This is a genomic window from Devosia sp. (assembly GCF_028290625.1).
Classification (GTDB): Bacteria; Pseudomonadota; Alphaproteobacteria; order Rhizobiales; family Devosiaceae; genus Devosia.
Genome location: NZ_JAQGJM010000020.1, coordinates 168,935 through 187,490, shown reverse-complemented (window position 1 = coordinate 187,490; position 18,556 = coordinate 168,935). Strand labels below are relative to the sequence as shown.

Genomic DNA, 18,556 nt, shown 5'->3' with positions numbered 1-18,556 from the left:
TCGGAGACGTCATGCTGGAACGTGACTACATCATGCCAGGCCGATCGGCCGCGCTGGGCGAAAATGGCATGGCCGCCACCTCGCATCCGCTGGCAACGCTGGCCGCCATCGACATCTTGCGTGCCGGCGGCAATGCGATGGACGCCGCCATCGCTGCCATTGCGGTGGAATGCGTGGTCGAACCGGCCATGACGGGGATTGGGGGCGACTGCTTCGCCATCGTCGCTCCCGCCGACGGACGGCCGGTCACTGCATTCAACGGCTCGGGCTGGGCGCCGGCTGGCGCTTCGTCAGGGGCGCTCCGCGCTATGGGACTGACGAGCATTCCCGAAGCCTCGCCCCACGCCGTTACCATCCCCGGCGCCGTCGACGCCTGGTGCAAGCTGTCCGCCGCCTATGGTCGTCTTGAGCTGCCCCAGCTGCTTGCTCCCGCCATTGCGCTGGCGGAAAACGGTTTCCGCGTCACTGGCCGGGTGGCGCTGGACTGGGCGCATTACCGCGCCCGCGTCGAGCATCATGGGCCGGCCAGCGCGCAGTTCGCCCCTGGCGGCAACACGCCTCGCACGGGCGACCGCTTCGCCAATCCGGCACTGGCGCAGACAATGAGGGCCATCGCGGCCAAGGGCCGCGACGCTTTTTACGACGGTCCGGTCGCCGAGGAAATTACGACCACGCTCCAAGCGCTCGGGGGCAGTCACACCCTTGAAGATTTCGCCGCCTATCGCGGCTTCGAGACCGCCCCGATCAGCGCCGCCTTCCGCGGCCACGACATCCTTGAATGCCCGCCCAACGGCCAGGGCCTCGCCGCGCTGGTCATCGCTCGCATCCTCGATGGTTTCGATTTATCTGACAGCGCCGTCAGCGAGGCCGACCGCATCCATCTGCTCGCCGAGGCGACCAAGGCCGCCTATCGCTTGCGCGACACACTGATCGGCGACCCGGCTCATATGACCATTAGCGTCGATGACATTCTTGCCGACGCCCATATTGCCGGCTTGCGCAGCAAAATCCGCCTCGACCAGGCGTCTGCCCCCGAGGTCTGGGATGGCCCGGTGCATCGCGACACGGTCTATCTCACCGTGGTCGATCGCGATCGCAACTGCGTCTCGCTGATCAACTCCATCTTTGCCAGCTTCGGCAGCGGCATTTATGCCCCCGCCAGCGGCGTGCTACTGCAGAACCGCGGCAGTGGCTTCTCGCTGACGGCTGGCCACCCCAATGAGCTCGCACCGCGCAAGCGCCCGTTGCACACCATCATTCCGGGGCTACTGATGAAGGATGCCATTCCGATCATGCCCTTCGGCGTCATGGGCGGCCAGTTCCAGGCCACGGGCCACGCCCACTTCCTCAGCCACGTGCTCGATCGCGGCTATGATCCCCAACGTGCCAACGAAGCGCCACGCAGCTTCGCCTTCAATGGCCTGCTGACGCTCGAGCCCGGCTTCGGCGACGCCGTGCGAGCGGATCTCGTGGCGCGCGGTCATCGTACCGGCTGGTCGTCCGATCCGATCGGCGGCTGCCAGGCCATCTTCATCGACCATGCCAGGGGCGTGCTGATCGGCGGATCGGACCACCGCAAGGACGGGATGGCACTGGGTTATTGAGGACAGATCCCGGAATTGATTGTTCGTGCCCCCGGGGTCGTTGATCTTGCGAAGGCTTTTGGCCCCATGGGCCAAAAAGCAGTCCCTTACTCCACCAGCGGCGAGCCGACGCCGAGCAGGGCTTCGCCCTGATTCACACTCAGGCTGGTCATGCGGTAGACAACGATCCCGGCCTTCTCGGAGCGGATGGTTGCTAGCACGGCGCCGAACACGTCGCGAATTTCGCCGAGGACTTCCCCGGCGGCTACGGTTTCGGCGATCTGCTTGGCGGAATACCACAGGCCATCCATCGGCGCGGTGGGCACCCACATGGTGACGAAATCCGGTGTTGCCTGCGGCGCGGGTTTGACCGGGCCGTCAATCATCCCAAGATGCAGCATGACGCGGGCGATACCGTCGGTGAGCTCGCCAACCAGAGCGTCATCCCAGAGGCCATTGCCGCTCATTTCGGGCAAGAGGCTCGGAATGCCATGCTGGACGGCACCGTTGATGGAATTGGTCTTGCCGTCCGACGCAATGGCGATCTGGATGCCGAAGGCGACCGCAAGTGCCTTCGAGCCGGCGTCGCCCCGCGGATAGATGGTGAAGGGCAAAAGGGACTCATCCAGATCGCCGCCATGCAGGTCGAGATAGGCGTCGGCCTGCGGAAACACGGTACCGCTCAGCCAAAAGGCCAGTTGCTCGCTGAGCGTGCCATCGGGCTTTCCGGGGAACTGGCGGTTCAGGTTCTTGCCGTCCTCAGGCATGATGTAGATGCTGCGTTTGCGAAAACCCTGCATGTTGAGAATGGGCAGGATGACCAGCGTGCCCTTAAGATTTTCGGGCTTGGTCTGCTGTAGGCGGATGGCCGCCTCGATCGAGCAGAATTCGGACGCATGCACGCCGGCGGTGACCAGCAAGACCGGACCGGGCTGGGCGCCCTCGATCACCGTGAAGGGGATATCTATGCCCGGTAAGGGCTGGACATAGCCCTGTTCGACGCGGGGCGTACCGGTGCGGAAGGACGGAAGTGCGTTCATTGTTGCGGGTCCGGATATGAGAGGGGCGCGACGGGCGATATGGTCAGATCGAGTTCGGTGCGGCTGACGATGACGCAATCGACATCGGCATAGACCCAGTCGCCGGGATTGAATGTGGCGCCGCCGATGGTCAGGGCGATATCGTTTGTGGGCGTGATTGGAGCCCAGCCGCGGCGTGCGGTAGTGCCGAGCGCCTTGACGCCGATATCGAGATTTTCCATGCCCAGGCTATCGCGGATGACGCCGTCGATGACGACCCCGCCCCAGCCATTGTCGGCCGCGAATTTGGCGAGGCGATCGCCCATCAGGCCGATGCGCAGCGACCCCTGGCCATCGACGACCAGCACGCGGCCATTGCCGGGCTGTTGGAGAGCCGCAAGGACGGGTGTGTGGTCCTCGAAGGTCGCGAGGGTAACGCAGGGGCCGAAGAACGACCGGTTGGCGCCGAAGGAGCGGAACTGCAGTTCGCAGACTTCAAGGCTGGCGTGGTGGACGTCGTAGAGGTCGGCCGTGACGATGGTGGGCTGGCGCATCAGAGGGAAACCTGGGTGACGTCGGTGTGCGTACCGACGAACAGGTCGCCATCGGCGGTGATCCAGCCGCGGAACATGCCATCGGTGTTGAAGGGGGCGGTAATATTGCCATGGGCGTCGACGGCGACGATTCCGGCACCAACGCCGTAGCTGGCGAGATCGGTCTTGATGACCTGGTCGGCGGCGGTTTGCAGCGTTTCGCCGAGATAGGCGATGCGGCTGGCGATCTCGTGGCCGACGGCGTGGCGGATGAAGAACTCGCCGGCGCCCGTTCCCGAGACAGCACAAACGCCGTCGCGGGCATAAGTGCCGGCGCCGATGATCGGGCTATCGCCAATACGGCCGGCAGGCTTATTGGTGTAACCGCCGGTGGAGGTTGCCGCGGCGAGATGGCCTTGCGCATCGAGCGCAACTGCGCCGACGGTGCCGTGTTTCTCGGCTTCGGTCGCGGATTTGAGCGTGCCGGCGATTGCCTTGGCCTTGAGGGTGGCCAGCGCCTGCGCCCGGCGTTCGGTGGTGAAATATTCTTGCTCGACCATGTCGAGGCCGGTGGCTTCGGCGAACTTGTCGGCTTCGGGGCCGCCGAGCATGATCGCTGTATTACGCTCCAGTAGGGCTCGGGCGGCGCGGACGGGATTGCGGATGCGGCGGGCCAGTGTAACGGCCCCGGCCCCCAAATCGGAACCGCGCATGATCGAAGAGTCCAGTTCGTGCACGCCGTCGGTATTGAAAGCAGCGCCGTGACCGGCGTTGAACTGGGGCGAGTCTTCCATCACAACAACGGCCGCCTCGACGGCATCGACTGCGGAGCCGCCGGAGTGCAATACGCGCCAGCCGACGCGCAAGGCTTCGGCGAGGTCGCGGCGAGCATCGGCCCAGTCGGCTTCGCTCAGATCGAGCTTGGCCATGACGCCGCAGCCGCCGTGAATGGCGATGACGGGGCGGATCATGCGCCGGCCGTCAGCGCTGCGACCTTGTCGGTGAGGTCGGCAATGTAGGGCGCGGTATCAAGGCCACGACCAGTGACCCGTTGCAGGGTTTCGGCGGGCGACGACGAGCGCCCGTAGCTGTAGATATTGTCGGTCAGGAAGGTTTTGAGCGAAGCGTAATCGCCGCTGTCGAGACTCGCCGCGATTTCCGGCTTCTGCCGTGCCGTGGCGAAAAACTGCGAGCTCATGATATTGCCCAGCGTGTAGGTTGGGAACGAGCCGACATAGCCGTGCGACCAATGCACGTCCTGCAGCACGCCGAGGGTGTCATTGGGCACGGCCAAGCCGAAATAGGTCTGCATCTTTTCAGCCCAGATGCCGGGCAGATCGGCGACCTTGATCTCGCCCGCCATCAGGCCCGCCTCGATTTCCGAGCGCAGGATGATGTGCAGGTCATAGGTCAATTCATCGGCTTCGACGCGGATGAAATCGGGGCGGACTTGGTTGACCGAGCGCCAGAATTCGTGCGCCGACACGTCGCCCAATTGCTCGGGGAAATGAGCCTGCAACTCGCCGAAATGCAGTTCCCAGAACTGGCGCGAGCGGCCGACGCGATTTTCCCACAGGCGCGACTGGGATTCGTGCACGCCAAAGCTGGCGCCGCCCACTGCATAGAGATTGATCAGGTCGGTGGCGAAGATCGAGCGGGTGTATTCGGGCGCAACGCCCTGCTCGTACATGCCATGGCCGGCCTCGTGCCACAGCGCGAAGAAGCCGCCGGGCAGCCAGCTTTCGCGGAAGCGGCTGGTGATGCGCACATCGTGGCGGGTGAAGGAGATCTCGAAGGGATGGACGGTGTCGTCGAGCCGGCCGCGACTGAGGTCGTAGCCCATGCGCTGCGCCATGGCGAGGCCGAAGGCCTTCTGCTGCTCAACGGGGTAGGCGCGGCGGAGGAAATCGGTGCGCGGCGGCGGAGCGGCAGTAGCATGCTCGATCAGCGGCACCAAAGCAGATTTCAGACTGCCATAGATGGTTTGCAGCTGTGCCAGCGTCATGTCAGGCTCGTAGCCGTTCAGCAGCGCGTCATAGGGGTGAGCGGCAAAGCCGATGGCGTGGGCGGTTTCGCGCTGGATGGCGATCATGCGTTCGAGCACCGGGGCGTAGCCGGCGAAATCATTGGCGGCACGGGCTTCGACCCAGGCCGCATTGGCGCGGGTCTTGAGTTCGGCAGCTTCGCCGATCAGGGCGGCGGGAATGCGGCTCAAGATGCCAATCTCCCTGGTGGCCTGGGCGACGGCACGGTGGCGGATGTCAGTGGCGGGCGCGTTCGCCAACTCGGCGCGGGCGCCGTCGAGGGCGCGGGCCATGGCATCGCCAGTGGCCAGTTCGCGGGCCAGGCTGGTGAGCGTCGATACCTGCGCGCCACGTGATTCAACGCCGCCGGGCGGCATCACGGTGCGCGAGTCCCAGGCGAGCAGATTGACGGTGCAGAGAATGTCGTTGATCTGTGCGATAGCAGCTTGGAAAGCGGAATAGGTCATGAAATGGCTTCAAGGTTCTGGAGGGATGGCGCGCCGAAATCGGTCAGATGGCAGGCGGCCCTGTGGGCGGGAGTGCGGTCGCTGAGCAGCGGCCGTTCGACAAAGCAGCGGTCGAAGGCGCGGGGGCAGCGGGTGTTGAACAGGCAGCCGGTGGGCAGGTTGATCGGGCTCGGCAATTCGCCGCGTGCTGCCACAGTGCGGTTGCGCTTGGTCGGGTCGAGCTCCGGCGCGGCGTCGAGCAGCGCCTTGGTATAGGGGTGGCGCGGCGACGAGAACAGGCCCTCGGTCGGCCCGATCTCGACGATCTTGCCGAGATACATGACGGCGACGCGATGCGAGATATGGCGCACCAGGCGCAGGTCGTGGGCGACGAAGACGACCGTCAAATGCAGCTTTTCCTGCAGTTGCAGCAGCAGGTTGACCACCTGCGCCTGCACCGACACGTCGAGCGCCGACACCAGTTCGTCGGCGACCAGGACGTCCGGCTCGACCGCCAGGGCGCGAGCAATGCCGATGCGCTGGCGCTGGCCGCCAGAAAATTCGTGGGGGAATTTATCGGCGGCGTCGCTGGGCAGGCGCACCAGATCGAGCAGTTCTGCGATGCGCGCCGGGATTTGCGCGCGGGGGCGCATCTTGTGGACGCTGAGGGCCTCGCCGAGGATTTCGCGCACCCGCATGCGTGGATTGAGCGAGCTATAGGGGTCCTGGAAGATCATCTGGACGCGGCGATTGAAGGCGCGGCGATCGGCGCCTTTGAGATCGGCGATGTCCTGGCCTTCGAAGCGGACGCGGCCGTCGTCGCAATCGAACAGGCGCACCAGACAGCGCGCCAGTGTGGACTTGCCGCAGCCGCTTTCACCGACGATACCGAGAGTTTCGCCCCGATTGATCTGGAAGCTGACGCCGTTGAGGGCATGGACAGCCAGCCGAGGCTGGCCTGTTAGTCGACGCCACATGCCTTGGGGAATGAGGAATTCCTTGCTGACTTCCTCGGCGGCGATCAGCGTTTGGGACAGGGCGGCGTTCATGCGACGGGCGATCCGGCGGCGGCGACTTCGCGGTGATGGTGGCAGGCAACGAGACGCCCCGGGGCGAATTCAGCGAGCATGGGGGTCTCCTTACGGCAGATATCGGTGGCGAAGGTGCAGCGCGGGTTGAACGAGCAGCCCGGCGGGATCGAGGCCAGCCCTGGCGGCGTGCCCTCGATGGAGAGCAGCATGGTGCGCCCTGCCCCGCCGCGCGGCACCGAGCCAAGCAGGCCGCGCGTATAGGCATGATGCGGCTCGGCGAAAACGTTGACGACAGTGCCGGTCTCGACGATGCGCCCCGCGTACATCACCGCCATGCGGTCGCAGGTGGCGGCGACGACGCCGAGATCGTGGGTGACGAGGACGACGCCCATCTGCAGCTCGTCGCGCAGGTCGAGGATAAGCTTGAGGATTTGGTCCTGGATAGTGACATCGAGCGCGGTCGTGGGTTCGTCCGCCAGTAGCAGTTTTGGCCCGCTGGCCAGAGCGATGGCGATCATGACGCGCTGGCGCATGCCGCCGGAGAACTGATGCGGATAATCCTTGAGACGGCGGGCCGCTTCGGGAATACCCACCAAATCCATCAGTTCGCGCGCGCGGGCTGCACGCTGGCGCCCATCGAGCGCGGTATGGGCGCTGAGATTTTCCTCGATCTGGATGCCAACCGGCAGCACCGGATTAAGCGCCGTCATCGGCTCCTGGAAAATCATAGCGATCTCCCCGCCGCGCACCTTGCGCAATTCGCGCTCGGACATGGTCAGCAGGTCGCGGCCCTGCCATTTGACACTACCCTCGATGATGCCCGGCGCATGCACCAGTCTAAGGATGGAGTGTAGCGTGACGCTCTTGCCGGATCCCGATTCACCGACAAGGCCAACCACCTCACCCGGCATCACGTCGAAGCCAACGTCCTTGACCGCCGTGACCCAGCCGTTGGCCGTCTTGAACCCCGTCGTCAGGTTGCGAACTTCGAGGGCCGGGATCATTTCTTGGTCCTCAGCAGTTCGGCCAGACCGTCGCCGACAAGGCTGAAGCCCAGGCCGGTGATGACGATGGCAATGCCGGGGAACACCGAAATCCACCAGGCCGTATTCATGAAGTTCTTGCCGTCGGCGATCTGCACGCCCCATTCGGCGGTCGGCGGCTGGGCGCCGAGGCCGAGATAGCCGAGGCTGGAGCCGAGCAAGATAGCCAGCGCCATATCGGTCATCCAATAGACTAAAGCCGGGGTGATGGCATTGGGCAGCAGATGGCGGAAGATGATGCGCAGCGGTCGATAGCCCATGGCGCGGCCGGAGTCGGCATAGTCGAGGCGCTTCTGCACCTGCACTTCTGTAGCGACCAGGCGCGCGTAGAACACCCAACCGACGACGCTGACGGCGACGTACATGTTGACCAGGCCCGGCCCAAGCACGGCAACAATAGCTATCACCAGCACGAGAAAGGGGAACGTAATGATAGCATCGACGACACGCCCGAACAGCGCATTGGCCCAGCCGCCGGCATAACCAACCAGAGCGCCCACGATAGTGCCGAAGACGAAGGGGAACAGCGTCGCAAACAGCGCGATCTGCATGTCGACCGTATAGGCGTGGATGACGCGGGTCAGCACATCGCGGCCAAAACTATCGGTGCCGAATGGATGCGCCACAGTCGGCGCCTGCAGCAGCGCATTGTAGTCCATGGCCGCGGGGTCGTAGGGGGCGAACAAGCTCGGGAAGAAGGCGACTATGGTGCTGAGCCCAATGATGACGCCACCGAACACCAGCGTGAATGGCAGGCTGATACGGGCGCGTCGTCGGACGGCTGGATTTGCTGCGACGATGGTCATCGCGCCACCCGCGGATCGAGATAGGCCTGCACAATATCGGTGAGCAGGAAAGTCAGCGAGACGCAGACCGCCAGCGCCAACGTCATGCCCTGCACCACCGGATAATCGCGGCCATAGATACTATCGATCATCAGGCGCCCTGCTCCCGGAATGGCGAATACGGTTTCGGTAATCACAGCGCCGCCGAGCAGCGTGCCAATGGAGAGGCCGAACAGCGTCACGGTGGAAATCAAAGCGTTGCGCAACACGTGACGGATCATGATCAGGCGCGGACGTAGGCCCTTGGCGCGGGCGAAATCGACATATTCGGCGCCGACCACGCCGATGATGGCGGCACGCAGATTGCGCATCAGGATGGCGGCGAGGCTGAGCGCCAAAGTCAGCGCCGGCAGGATCAGGTGATGCACGTGATCGAGGAAACCCTCGCCATAGCCGCCGACCGGAAACCAGCCGAGGCCGGCGCCGAACACCGTCAGCAGGATAATGCCGAGATAGAACACCGGCATCGACAGCCCGACCTGGAACACGCCGCGAATGGCGTTATCGGCGAGCTTGTCGCGCTGTAGTGCGGCGAGGAAGGCCAGCGGCAGCGCCAACACGAGGGCGATGAGTGCGGCCATCACTGTCAGCATCAGCGTGACCGGCATGCGCTGGGCGATGAGGTCGGTGACGGGGAGCTTGAGGGTGATCGAGTTGCCGAGATTGCCGGTGGCGATGGCCTTGACGAAGGCGATGAATTGCACAGGCAACGGCTGGTCGAGACCGAGTTCGGCATTGATGCGGTTCACGTCGGCATCCAGCGCACGGTCGCCCAAAATGGCGCTCGCCGGATCGCCGGGAAGCAGGCGCACCAGTATGAAAACCACGAGGACGATGAACGCAAAGGTGGGGATCAGTTGCAGCAGGCGGCGCAGGATATAGGGGACCAGCGACAAAAGCTCACTCCGCAGGCATTGAGGAAAATATTGGGCGGGGAGATGCAGCTCCCCGCCCAAATCGGCTTATTTATCGAGCCAGGCGGCGCGGAAGATGTTGTTGCCGAGCGGGATCTGGTTGAAGCCCATGGCGGTCTTGCTCAGCGCCACTGGATAAGGCGTTTCGTAGAGGGGAACGATCGGCCCGGTGGTGTTGAAGATCTCCTGGATCCTGGCATATTCCTCGGCCCGCTTGGTGGGGTCGATTTCGCTCTGGCTAGCCTCGAACAGCTTGTCGGCCTCTTCGCTCTTCCAGCCCGAATGCAGGGCGTCGATGGTCGGCGAATAGGCGAAGTAGGAGGTGATTTCATTGGGATCGGCGATATCGTCGGTCCAGGCGGCAACGCGCATTTGCATGGTGCCGTCACGATATTGCTGGGTGCGGGTGGCGTTATCGACCTGCTGCAGCTCGAGCTTGACGCCGATGGCGCCCCACATCTGCTGCACAGCGGTGCCGATGCCGACTTCATCCTGGTTGCCGGCCAGCACGAGAAGGCTCGTCGAGAACCCATCGGGGAAGCCGGCCTCGGCCATCAGTGCCTTGGCCTTATCGAGGTCATAGGGATAGAGCGGATCTGTGCCGGTATGCAGCGGGGTGGCGGTCGACATGAACGAGGTCATCTGCGTGCCCACCCCATGGGTCACGATCTGGATGATCGCTTCCTTGTTGGTGGCGTAGTTCAGGGCTTCGCGCACCTTCGGGTTGGACAGCGGATTGTCCTTGCCGTCGATCTGCGGCCGCACGTTCAGCGAAATGTATTGCACGCGGGTCGAGGGGAACATTTCCATGTTGAGGTTTTCGGCGCCCTTGAGCTCCTCGACACGGGCATAGGGAATGAATTCGGCGCCATCCACTTCACCCGACTGCAGGCGCAGGATGCGGGTGGCATCGTCAGGGATGACTTCGAAATTCAGGCCGTCGAGATAGGGCAGCGGCTGTCCGTCTTCGCCCTTGTCCCAATAGTAGGGATTCTTGACCAGCTTCATGGTGGCGCCGCGTTCCCACGAGGCCAGCATGAATGGGCCGGAGCCGACCGGATGCTCGCCAAAGGCCTGGGCCTTTTCGGCATCGGTGGCGCCGGGCGTCGCTTCGAACAGCGCCTTGGGCATGATGGCGGTGTTGAACACCGTCAGCGCCGAGATGAAGGCCGGATCTGGATGCGCCAGCGTGATGGTGACGGTGTTGCCTTCGGTCGCGACCGAAGCGATCGAGGCGACCAGGAACTGCCAGATGCCATTGTCGGGCTTGGCGGCGCGTTCGAGCGACCATTTGACGTCTTCGCCGGTGATCGGCGAGCCGTCGGAGAACTTGATGCCGTCGCGCAGCGTCAGCGTAACCGTCAGGCCATCGTCGGAGGTTTTCCACTCGGTGGCGAGGCCCGGCTGCACGCCTTGGCCATCATCGGTGGGCAGCAGCAGCGTGTCGTAGATATTGGACAGCACCCAGATGTCGACATTGGCGTCATTGAGCACAGGATCGAGGAACAGGCTGTCGGCATAACGCGCATAGGTCATGGTGCCACCTCGCTCGACCGCCATGGCCGACGAACTGACGCCCAGAAGAAGGGCTGCCGCGATGGCAGCGATGGATACGATCTTCATGCTTTCGCCTTTCTGAGTAATGGGTAACTGTTCTATTGGAATGTAACGTTGCATGCGCTTCGAGCGCCGTCAACGCGCCACATTCAGCGCTATCCACCTAATTTGATACAGTACGGTATAACGGCTTGTCCGAAGCTCGGAAGCTGTGATAGCCAAATAGGACACATAGGCAGACGCGGTTTCATGGATTTTTTTATCGACCGGAAGCTTCCGGTCCCGATCCGGCAGCAGCTCAAGGGGATCATCGAATACGGCATCGCCTGCGGCGACTTGCTGGTCGGTGACGCACTGCCTTCGGTGCGCGAACTGGCCGAACAAGTCGGCGTGGCGCCGATGACGGTGAGCCAGGTGTATCGCGACCTCAAGAAGGACGGGCTGATCGACTCGCGCCCCGGCTCGGGCACCTACGTCGCCGATAGCTCGCAGGCGCGGATGGCGGCCAGGACCGATATCGTGGCGCTGCATCGGCAGATCGATGCGTTGATCGACAACGCCATGAACATGGGCATCCGTACCAGCGACGTGGCGGCTTTGTTCAATGCGCGCCTGTCCTACCGCATCAGCTTGGGCCATCGCGTCAGCGTGGTCATGGTCGGGCTGTTCCCTGAAGCAACGACAAGCTATGCGCGCTTCATCGCGGCCCAGCTCGGCGGCAGCGCCACCGTGGAGCCGATGACCATCGACGCGATCCTGCGCGATGGCGACGCCAAGGATCGCGCCGGCTCGGCCGATCTGGTGGTCACCTTCGCCAACCGGCATCGCGAAGTGTCGAGTCTATTGCCCAATACCAAGGTCGTCTCGATCCGCTTCATTCCGGCTGAAGCCACACGAATGGCGCTGGCGGCGCTCGACCCGATGGCGCGGGTGGCGGTGGTGTCGTTGTTCCCCGATTTCCTACCCATCATCAAGGCCGGCGTGCAGCGTTTCGCCGCCCATGTGCAGGACATCACCGCGGCAACCATCAACGATCCTGATATCGCCGCCGTGCTGACCGCAGCCGACGTCGTAGTGTTTTCCACTGGTGCGGAAGCCGCCGCCGAAATCGCCAAGCCGGGCACGACCGCCATCGAATACCGCCATACGCCGGACCCCGGCGATATCGAACGGGTGGTGATGCCATTCATCACTGCAGCCAGCCAGCACGCCCCAGTTGAACGGAAGGAAGCATCGTGAAAATCGCCGAGATGAATTGGAGCCAGGTCGAGGATTATCTCAAGCGCGACGACCGTTGCGTCGTGCCACTCGGCAGTACCGAGCAGCATGCGGGCCTGTCCCTGTCGGTGGATTCGATCCTCGCGGAAAAAGTCGCGCTCGATGCCGCCGAACCGCTGGGCGTTCCGGTGTTCCCGGTGTTGCCCTATGGTATCACGCCGTATTTCCTGGCCTATCCCGGCTCGATCAGCCTGCGCATCGATACCTATACGCGCATTATTCGCGACATTCTGGATGGGCTGAAGATCCAGGGTTTCAAGCGCATCCTCCTGGTCAACGGCCATGGCGGCAACCAGCCGGGCGGCAGCCTGGCCATCGAATGGATGGCCGACAATCCGGGCCATGCAGTCAAGTTCCACAATTGGTGGAACGCCCCGGCGACCTTCGCCAAGGTTCAGGAAATCGATACCGTCGCCTCCCATGCGTCATGGATGGAAAATTTCGCCTGGACCCGCCTGCCCGGCGTGACACAGCCGACCCAGCGCAAGCCGATGATCGATCTGGCGCGCATGCGCTACATGGACCCTGCAGGCGTGCGCGCCTATCTCGGCGACGGCAATTTCGGCGGCTATTATGAGCGCGACGATGCTGAAATGCAGGCGATTTGGGATATCGCCGTGACCGAGACCCGCGCCCTGATGGAGGGGCCGTGGTCATGACGGACCCGGTCCTGATCTGGGGCGCGGGCGCGATCGGCGGCACGCTGGGCGCCGCCCTCATCCGCGCCGGCCACGAGGTGGTGTTCGTCGACAATGTCCCCGAACATGTCACCGAAATCAACGCGGCCGGGCTGCGCATTGTGGGCCCGATCTTCGAGGATACCGTCAGGGCGAAGGCCTTCCTGCCGTCAGATTTGACCGGACAGTTCGAGACCATCTTCCTCTGCGTTAAGGCGCTGCACACCGATGCGGCCGCGCGGGCGCTACTGCCACACGTGGCGCCGGGCGGTGTCGTCGTTTCCGCGCAAAACGGGCTTAACGAGCTGGTGATTGCCGACATCATCGGCCGCGAGCGCACCATGGGGTGCTTCGTCAATTTCGGTGCCGACTACCTCGAACCCGGTATCGTTACTTTCGGTGGTCGCGGGGCGGTCGTGATCGGCGAACTCGATGGCAGCACAACCGACCGCGTCACTGCCCTGCATAAACTACTGCTCGACTTCGAACCCAATGCCGTACTGACCAGCAACATCTGGGGTTATCTCTGGGGCAAGCTGGTTTATGGCGCGCTGCTGTTCGCCACTGCCCTGACGAATGACAGCATAGCTGACGCCCTCGCAGCCCCGGCATATCGCGCCGTCCTGACCGATCTCGGCCGCGAGGTCGGTGCCATCGCCAAGGCCGAGGGCGTCGTCACGGAAGCCTTCAATGGCTTCGATCCGGGCGCTTTCGTTCCCGGCGTATCGCAAGCGCAGATTGATCAGTCCTTCGACGACATGGTCGCGCACAACCGCAAGTCGACCAAATCCCATTCCGGCATCTGGCGCGACCTCGCGGTGCGCAAGCGCCAGACCGAGGCTCAGGACCAGCTTGGCCCAATTGTCGATGCGGGGCGGCGCAACGGCGTGCCGACGCCACTGACGGCACGGCTGATCGCGATGATCCGCGAAATGGAAACCGGGCAACGCACATTTTCGCCCGACAATATGACGGTGCTCGCAAGCGCCGCAACGGCAACGGTGGCTTAGGATGAATATCGATTTTGCCGGCAAGACTGTCGTCGTCACCGGCGCGGCGCACGGTTTCGGCCGCGCAATCGCGCTGGCTTTCGCGGCGCATGGCGCAAATGTCTACGCCTGCGACGTCAATGCTGAGGGCCTGGCCGAGACGGCCCGCCTCGGTGGCGGCAAGGGGCTGAGCCTTGACGTAGGCGACCACGATGCCGTCCAGGCGACAATCGCCCAGATCGAAGCCGACGGCCATGTCGTGGACATCCTCATCAACAATGCCGGTGGCGTGCGTGGCCAGGTCGGGCGACCGATCGAGGAGATCAGTGCCGCCGATTGGCAGACCATTTTCGACGCCAATGTCTCAGGCGCCTTCTTTATGACCCAGGCGGTGGCGCCGGGGATGAAAAAGCAGCGCTTCGGGCGGGTGATCAATATTTCCAGTGGTGCCGGGCTGGGCATCAGCCTGACCGGCATCCAGGCCTATGCCAGCGCCAAGGCCGGTCAGATCGGCCTCACCCGCCAGCTCGCCCATGAACTGGGTGCCTGGAACATTACGGTCAACAACATCGCGCCGGGCTTCGTGCGATCCAATCCGACGACCGAGCGGCAATGGGATGCGATGGGGGCGGAGGGGCAGGAAAAGCTGCTTAACAATATCGCGCTCAAGCGTCTTGGCTCACCGGACGATATCGCCAATGCGGTGATGTTCTTCGCCTCCGACCAGGCCGGCTGGATTTCCGGTCAGGTGCTGAGCGTGGACGGCGGCAAGTGAGCGAGATCGAGACCTATCTGGCGGGCCAGGAAGCGGAAGCGCTGGCCGATGTGATCGCCTTCTGCCGCATTCCCAGCGTCAGCACCGATCCCGCCTTTGCCGAGGGAATCGCAGCAGCCGCGGAGTTCGTGGCCGAACGCATGCGCAAGGCGGGCTTTCCGGTGGTCGAAATCGTGCCGACCCGCGGGCATCCCACCGTGATCGCTGAATGGTGCGAGACGCCCGGTGCGCCGACCGTGCTGGTCTATGGCCATTACGACGTGCAGCCGCCCGATCCACTCGACAAGTGGCTAACGCCACCCTTCGAGCCGACAATACGCAATGACCGGCTCTATGCGCGTGGCGTTTCAGACGACAAGGCACCTCTGCTGCTGCCCATCATCGTGGCCGAGGCGTTCGGCAAATTGCGCGGCGGCCTGCCGATCAATCTCAAAATGCTGATTGAGGGCGAAGAGGAATCCGGCAGCCCGCATTTCGAGCCGACTGTAGAGCGGCTCAAGGACCGCCTCGCCTGCGATCTCGTCGTGTCTGCCGATGGCGCCATGTGGCGGCCCGATATCGCCTCGGTGACCGTGGCCACGCGCGGGCTAACCGCACTTGACGTCACCGTGCGCGGCGCCGGAAAGGATCTGCATTCGGGCCGGCATGGCGGCAGCGCACCCAACGCGGTGCGGGTGCTGAGCCATCTGCTGGCGTCGCTGCATGATGCGGACGGCAATGTGACGGTGGATGGCTTTGCCGACAGCGCCCTGCCCCCAGACCCCGCGATCATCGCCGCCATCATGGCTGTCGGCTTCGACGCCGGCCGCTATTTCGACGAGATCGGCGCCCAGCGACCAGATCCCTTGCCCTCGGGCGAAGACCTGCTGACAAGGCAATGGCTAGTGCCAACGCTGGAGTTCAATGGCATTTCCGGCGGCTATGCCGGGCCGGGCACCAAGACGGTGATCCCGGCACAGGCTTCGGCCAAGATCACCTGCCGGCTGGTGGCGGGACAGGACCCGATGGCGGTGACCGCAGCGATCGAAGCGCATTTGCAGGCAAGATTGCCGAGCGGTTATGCGCTCGAAGTCCACGGCCATGGTCCAGGCACGATGGCATTCGCGCTCGATCCAGATTTGCCGGCACTCAAAATCTCCGAGGAAATCTTCGGCGAGGTGCTCGGCCAGAAGCCGCTCCGCGTCGCCATGGGCGCCACCATTCCAATCGGTGCGGTGATGAAGAAGCATCTTGGCGTCGGCATGATCTTTTTTTCGTTCTCAACGTCGGACGAGGACTACCACGCTCCCAACGAGTTCTTCCGCCTCTCCAATCTCAGCATCGGCCTCACCGCCTGGGCGCGGCTCCTCGGGCGGTTGGGCACGCCGGGATGAGCGAAGATATCGGCTTCCTCGACATCACCGAGCTGGGAGCACGCTATCGCGATGGACGGTTAACCCCGCTCGACGTGGTGAAAGCGGCGCTGGTTCGCATCGAAGCACTGGAGCCCAGGCTCAATGCCTTTGCCAATCCGATGGCGGAGATGGCGCTGGCGGACGCCGAGCGGCGGACGCAGGAGCTGGCCTCGGGCCTAGATCTCGGCCCACTGCATGGCATTCCCGTCGCTATCAAGGACCTGATCGACGTCGAGGGCGTAGCGACCGGCTTTGGCACGCGGGCCAGAGAGCCGCAAATGCCGAGCCGCGACGCGGAACTGGTCGGACGGCTGCGCGCGGCCGGAGCAATCATCTTCGGCAAGACCAATCTGCTCGAATACGCCTATGGCGTGGCGCATCCCGCTATCGGACAGACCAATAATCCACACAATACCGGCCGCACATCGGGCGGCTCAAGCGGCGGCTCGGCGGCGGCCGTGGCGGCAGGGATTGTCCCACTGGCCATCGGCACGGACACCGGCGGCTCGATCCGCATTCCGGCGAGCTATTGCGGCATTGTCGGGCTGAAACCCAGCTTTGGGACAGTGAGCCTGGACGGCGTCTTCCCACTCTCATGGACCCTCGACCACGCCGGACCACTGGCGCGCAACGTGGCGGATGCGACGATCGGGCTAATGGCAATCGCGGGTATCGGCGACGCGCCACAGCGCGATATTGCCGGCCTGCGGATCGGCCTCATCGACCGGCATTTCGGCTCGCACGAGATCACACCGGGCGTGCGCGAGACGCTTGACGTTGCAATGGCCAAGCTCAAGGCCAAGGGCGCGGTGCTGGTGGAAGTCAGCATCGATGACCTGGAGCGGGTCAACGCGGAATTGGTGACGATCCTGCACCCCGAAGCCTCGGTGATCCACCGCGACCTGTTGCCGCAAAATCCGCTGGGCTATGCTGCGGTGACGCGGCAACAGCTTGAAGACGGGCTCAAGACGACTGCGGCGGATTATCTCCTCGCTATGCGCTATCGCGAGACGTTCCGTGCCTCAGTGGAGGCGGCGTTCGCCCAGGTTGACGTTCTCGTCAGTCCCAGCGTGCCCTTCGTGGCCCCGCCAGAGGACCCGCGCATCGAGGAAGGCGAAGAGGGCGAGATGCTATCCAGTGGCTTTGCCAATGTCTCAGGACATCCCTCGGTCAGCATTCCGGCGGGGATGAGCGAAGGCATGCCGGTGGGGCTGCAGCTAACCGCTCGACTGGGGCAGGATGCCATCTTGCTCGCCATTGCCCGGGCAATCGAAGGTGCTCTAGTCGCCTATCGAAGGCCGGAGTCCCCGTCTGAACGTTAGAGGGTCCGACGAGCTCACGGTCGGTCGTCCTCGCGCGATCCAAAATGGAACCCAATCTGACTAACAACCCGAACAAAGCCGGATTTGGTCGAGGCGGGGACAGAAAAGCCCTTGACCACTGCCGTCCGGAGACCCTAGGGAAGCCGGGCGTCCTGGACGTAAGGGCCTATAGCTCAATGGTTAGAGCCGACCGCTCATAACGGTCTGGTTCCAGGTTCGAGTCCTGGTGGGCCCACCAACGTTTCCGGGCGTCTCCGAGTGATCGGCGGCGCCCGGTGTCGTTTTGCGTCAGCGCCCACCGCCAGCCTCAATCTGCCAGCCGCGGCCGCGCAATAGATATTGGGAACGGAACCGGGACGGTTCCATTTCGTCCTGAGGCGAACAGGAGGACGAACCCATGCTGCTCTTTCCCAGTTGGCAGGACATCGCGATCCGGCTGCTGCTGACGCTGATCGCCGGCGCCTTGATCGGTTTTGATCGCGGCTCCCGGGGGCATGCGGCCGGGCTTCGGACCACCATGCTGGTGTGCCTCGCCGCCTCGATCGCCATGATTCAGGCCAATATCCTGCTCTCGACGGGCGGAAAGGCCGACGATTCCTTCATCCGCATGGATGTGATGCGCCTGCCATTGGGCATCCTGACCGGCGTCGGCTTTATCGGCGCCGGGACCATCCTGAAGCGTGAAAACCAGGTCACCGGGGTTACCACTGCCTCCACGCTCTGGATCGTCACGGTGATAGGCCTGTGTTTCGGCGGCGGCCAGATCGCCTTGGGTATCGTGGCAACCGTGCTAAGCGTCGTCACCTTGTCGGGCCTGAAATTGCTCGACGATAGAATGACCCGCGAACACCGCGCCATCGTCATTGTCCGGCAAAAGCCGGGCGAACCCTATCTCGACCTGGATGCAGCCATCCGCCCGCAAGGCTATCGCGCCGAACTGCGCCAGTCCGGCAAGGCCGATGAGGGCGGACAAGCCAGGCTCTGGTTTGAAATCGTCTGGAAGCGCTCGGCTATCGCCGACAATCCGCAGGAACTGCTGAGCCTGCTGGACCGCACCTGCCACGTCGAATCCTTCCGCGTGACCTCCGAGGCCCGTCACTAGAGCAAGCGGCGAACAGGTAGGAAC

The 18,556-nt window shown here is 63.7% G+C and carries 17 protein-coding genes and 1 tRNA gene; 9 read left to right on the top strand and 9 right to left on the bottom strand.

Features of this window, described 5'->3' with window-relative positions; genetic code table 11:
* Positions 1–11 precede the first annotated feature (11 nt).
* The gene (gene ggt / locus JWR51_RS11340) at positions 12–1,604 is read left to right on the top strand and encodes a gamma-glutamyltransferase (RefSeq protein ID WP_299747430.1); all 1,593 of its coding nucleotides are present in this window, start codon (positions 12–14) and stop codon (positions 1,602–1,604) included.
* Between the two features lie 86 nt (positions 1,605–1,690).
* Here ggt and JWR51_RS11335 read toward each other — a convergent pair whose 3' ends face one another.
* From JWR51_RS11335 to JWR51_RS11295, 9 genes are all read right to left on the bottom strand, one after another.
* Positions 1,691–2,623 carry a succinylglutamate desuccinylase/aspartoacylase family protein gene (locus JWR51_RS11335; RefSeq protein ID WP_299747428.1) on the bottom strand — a complete coding sequence of 311 codons (933 nt, stop codon included), beginning with the start codon at positions 2,621–2,623 and terminating at the stop codon, positions 1,691–1,693.
* A complete protein-coding gene (gene rraA / locus JWR51_RS11330; RefSeq protein WP_299747426.1) occupies positions 2,620–3,156 on the bottom strand; it encodes a ribonuclease E activity regulator RraA in 537 nt (178 codons plus the stop codon). Before rraA ends, JWR51_RS11335 begins: the two co-directional genes overlap by 4 nt.
* Entirely contained in the window at positions 3,156–4,106 is a 951-nt protein-coding gene (locus tag JWR51_RS11325) for an isoaspartyl peptidase/L-asparaginase family protein (RefSeq protein ID WP_299747424.1), read from the bottom strand. Before JWR51_RS11325 ends, rraA begins: the two co-directional genes overlap by 1 nt.
* Positions 4,103–5,626 carry a carboxypeptidase M32 gene (locus JWR51_RS11320; protein WP_299747422.1) on the bottom strand — a complete coding sequence of 508 codons (1,524 nt, stop codon included), beginning with the start codon at positions 5,624–5,626 and terminating at the stop codon, positions 4,103–4,105. Before JWR51_RS11320 ends, JWR51_RS11325 begins: the two co-directional genes overlap by 4 nt.
* On the bottom strand, positions 5,623–6,654 hold the full coding sequence (locus JWR51_RS11315) for an ABC transporter ATP-binding protein (protein ID WP_299747420.1): 1,032 nt from the start codon (positions 6,652–6,654) through the stop codon (positions 5,623–5,625). The genes JWR51_RS11320 and JWR51_RS11315 overlap by 4 nt, the downstream gene beginning before the upstream one ends.
* Positions 6,651–7,637: an ABC transporter ATP-binding protein gene (locus JWR51_RS11310; RefSeq protein WP_299747463.1), complete on the bottom strand. Its 987-nt coding sequence runs from the start codon at positions 7,635–7,637 to the stop codon at positions 6,651–6,653. Before JWR51_RS11310 ends, JWR51_RS11315 begins: the two co-directional genes overlap by 4 nt.
* Positions 7,637–8,485, bottom strand: a complete 849-nt coding sequence (locus JWR51_RS11305) for an ABC transporter permease (RefSeq protein WP_299747418.1) — start codon at positions 8,483–8,485, stop codon at positions 7,637–7,639. Before JWR51_RS11305 ends, JWR51_RS11310 begins: the two co-directional genes overlap by 1 nt.
* Positions 8,482–9,420 (bottom strand): ABC transporter permease, encoded by a 939-nt coding sequence (locus JWR51_RS11300; RefSeq protein WP_299747417.1) that lies wholly within the window; start codon positions 9,418–9,420, stop codon positions 8,482–8,484. Before JWR51_RS11300 ends, JWR51_RS11305 begins: the two co-directional genes overlap by 4 nt.
* 66 nt (positions 9,421–9,486) lie before the next feature.
* On the bottom strand, positions 9,487–11,061 hold the full coding sequence (locus tag JWR51_RS11295; protein ID WP_299747416.1) for an ABC transporter substrate-binding protein: 1,575 nt from the start codon (positions 11,059–11,061) through the stop codon (positions 9,487–9,489).
* Positions 11,062–11,244: 183 nt separating this feature from the next.
* Between JWR51_RS11295 and JWR51_RS11290 the strand changes: the two genes are divergently transcribed.
* From JWR51_RS11290 to JWR51_RS11255, 8 genes are all read left to right on the top strand, one after another.
* The gene (locus tag JWR51_RS11290; protein ID WP_299747414.1) at positions 11,245–12,234 is read left to right on the top strand and encodes a GntR family transcriptional regulator; all 990 of its coding nucleotides are present in this window, start codon (positions 11,245–11,247) and stop codon (positions 12,232–12,234) included.
* Positions 12,231–12,932, top strand: a complete 702-nt coding sequence (locus JWR51_RS11285; protein WP_299747412.1) for a creatininase family protein — start codon at positions 12,231–12,233, stop codon at positions 12,930–12,932. The genes JWR51_RS11290 and JWR51_RS11285 overlap by 4 nt, the downstream gene beginning before the upstream one ends.
* The gene (locus JWR51_RS11280) at positions 12,929–13,960 is read left to right on the top strand and encodes a 2-dehydropantoate 2-reductase (RefSeq protein ID WP_299747410.1); all 1,032 of its coding nucleotides are present in this window, start codon (positions 12,929–12,931) and stop codon (positions 13,958–13,960) included. The genes JWR51_RS11285 and JWR51_RS11280 overlap by 4 nt, the downstream gene beginning before the upstream one ends.
* 1 nt (position 13,961) lies before the next feature.
* Positions 13,962–14,714, top strand: a complete 753-nt coding sequence (locus tag JWR51_RS11275; RefSeq protein ID WP_299747408.1) for an SDR family NAD(P)-dependent oxidoreductase — start codon at positions 13,962–13,964, stop codon at positions 14,712–14,714.
* On the top strand, positions 14,711–16,087 hold the full coding sequence (locus tag JWR51_RS11270; RefSeq protein ID WP_299747406.1) for a dipeptidase: 1,377 nt from the start codon (positions 14,711–14,713) through the stop codon (positions 16,085–16,087). Before JWR51_RS11275 ends, JWR51_RS11270 begins: the two co-directional genes overlap by 4 nt.
* Positions 16,084–17,430: an amidase gene (locus tag JWR51_RS11265; RefSeq protein WP_299747404.1), complete on the top strand. Its 1,347-nt coding sequence runs from the start codon at positions 16,084–16,086 to the stop codon at positions 17,428–17,430. Before JWR51_RS11270 ends, JWR51_RS11265 begins: the two co-directional genes overlap by 4 nt.
* A gap of 162 nt (positions 17,431–17,592) precedes the next feature.
* Positions 17,593–17,668 (top strand) — tRNA-Ile (locus tag JWR51_RS11260).
* Between the two features lie 159 nt (positions 17,669–17,827).
* Positions 17,828–18,532: an MgtC/SapB family protein gene (locus JWR51_RS11255; protein WP_299747402.1), complete on the top strand. Its 705-nt coding sequence runs from the start codon at positions 17,828–17,830 to the stop codon at positions 18,530–18,532.
* Positions 18,533–18,556 lie beyond the last annotated feature (24 nt).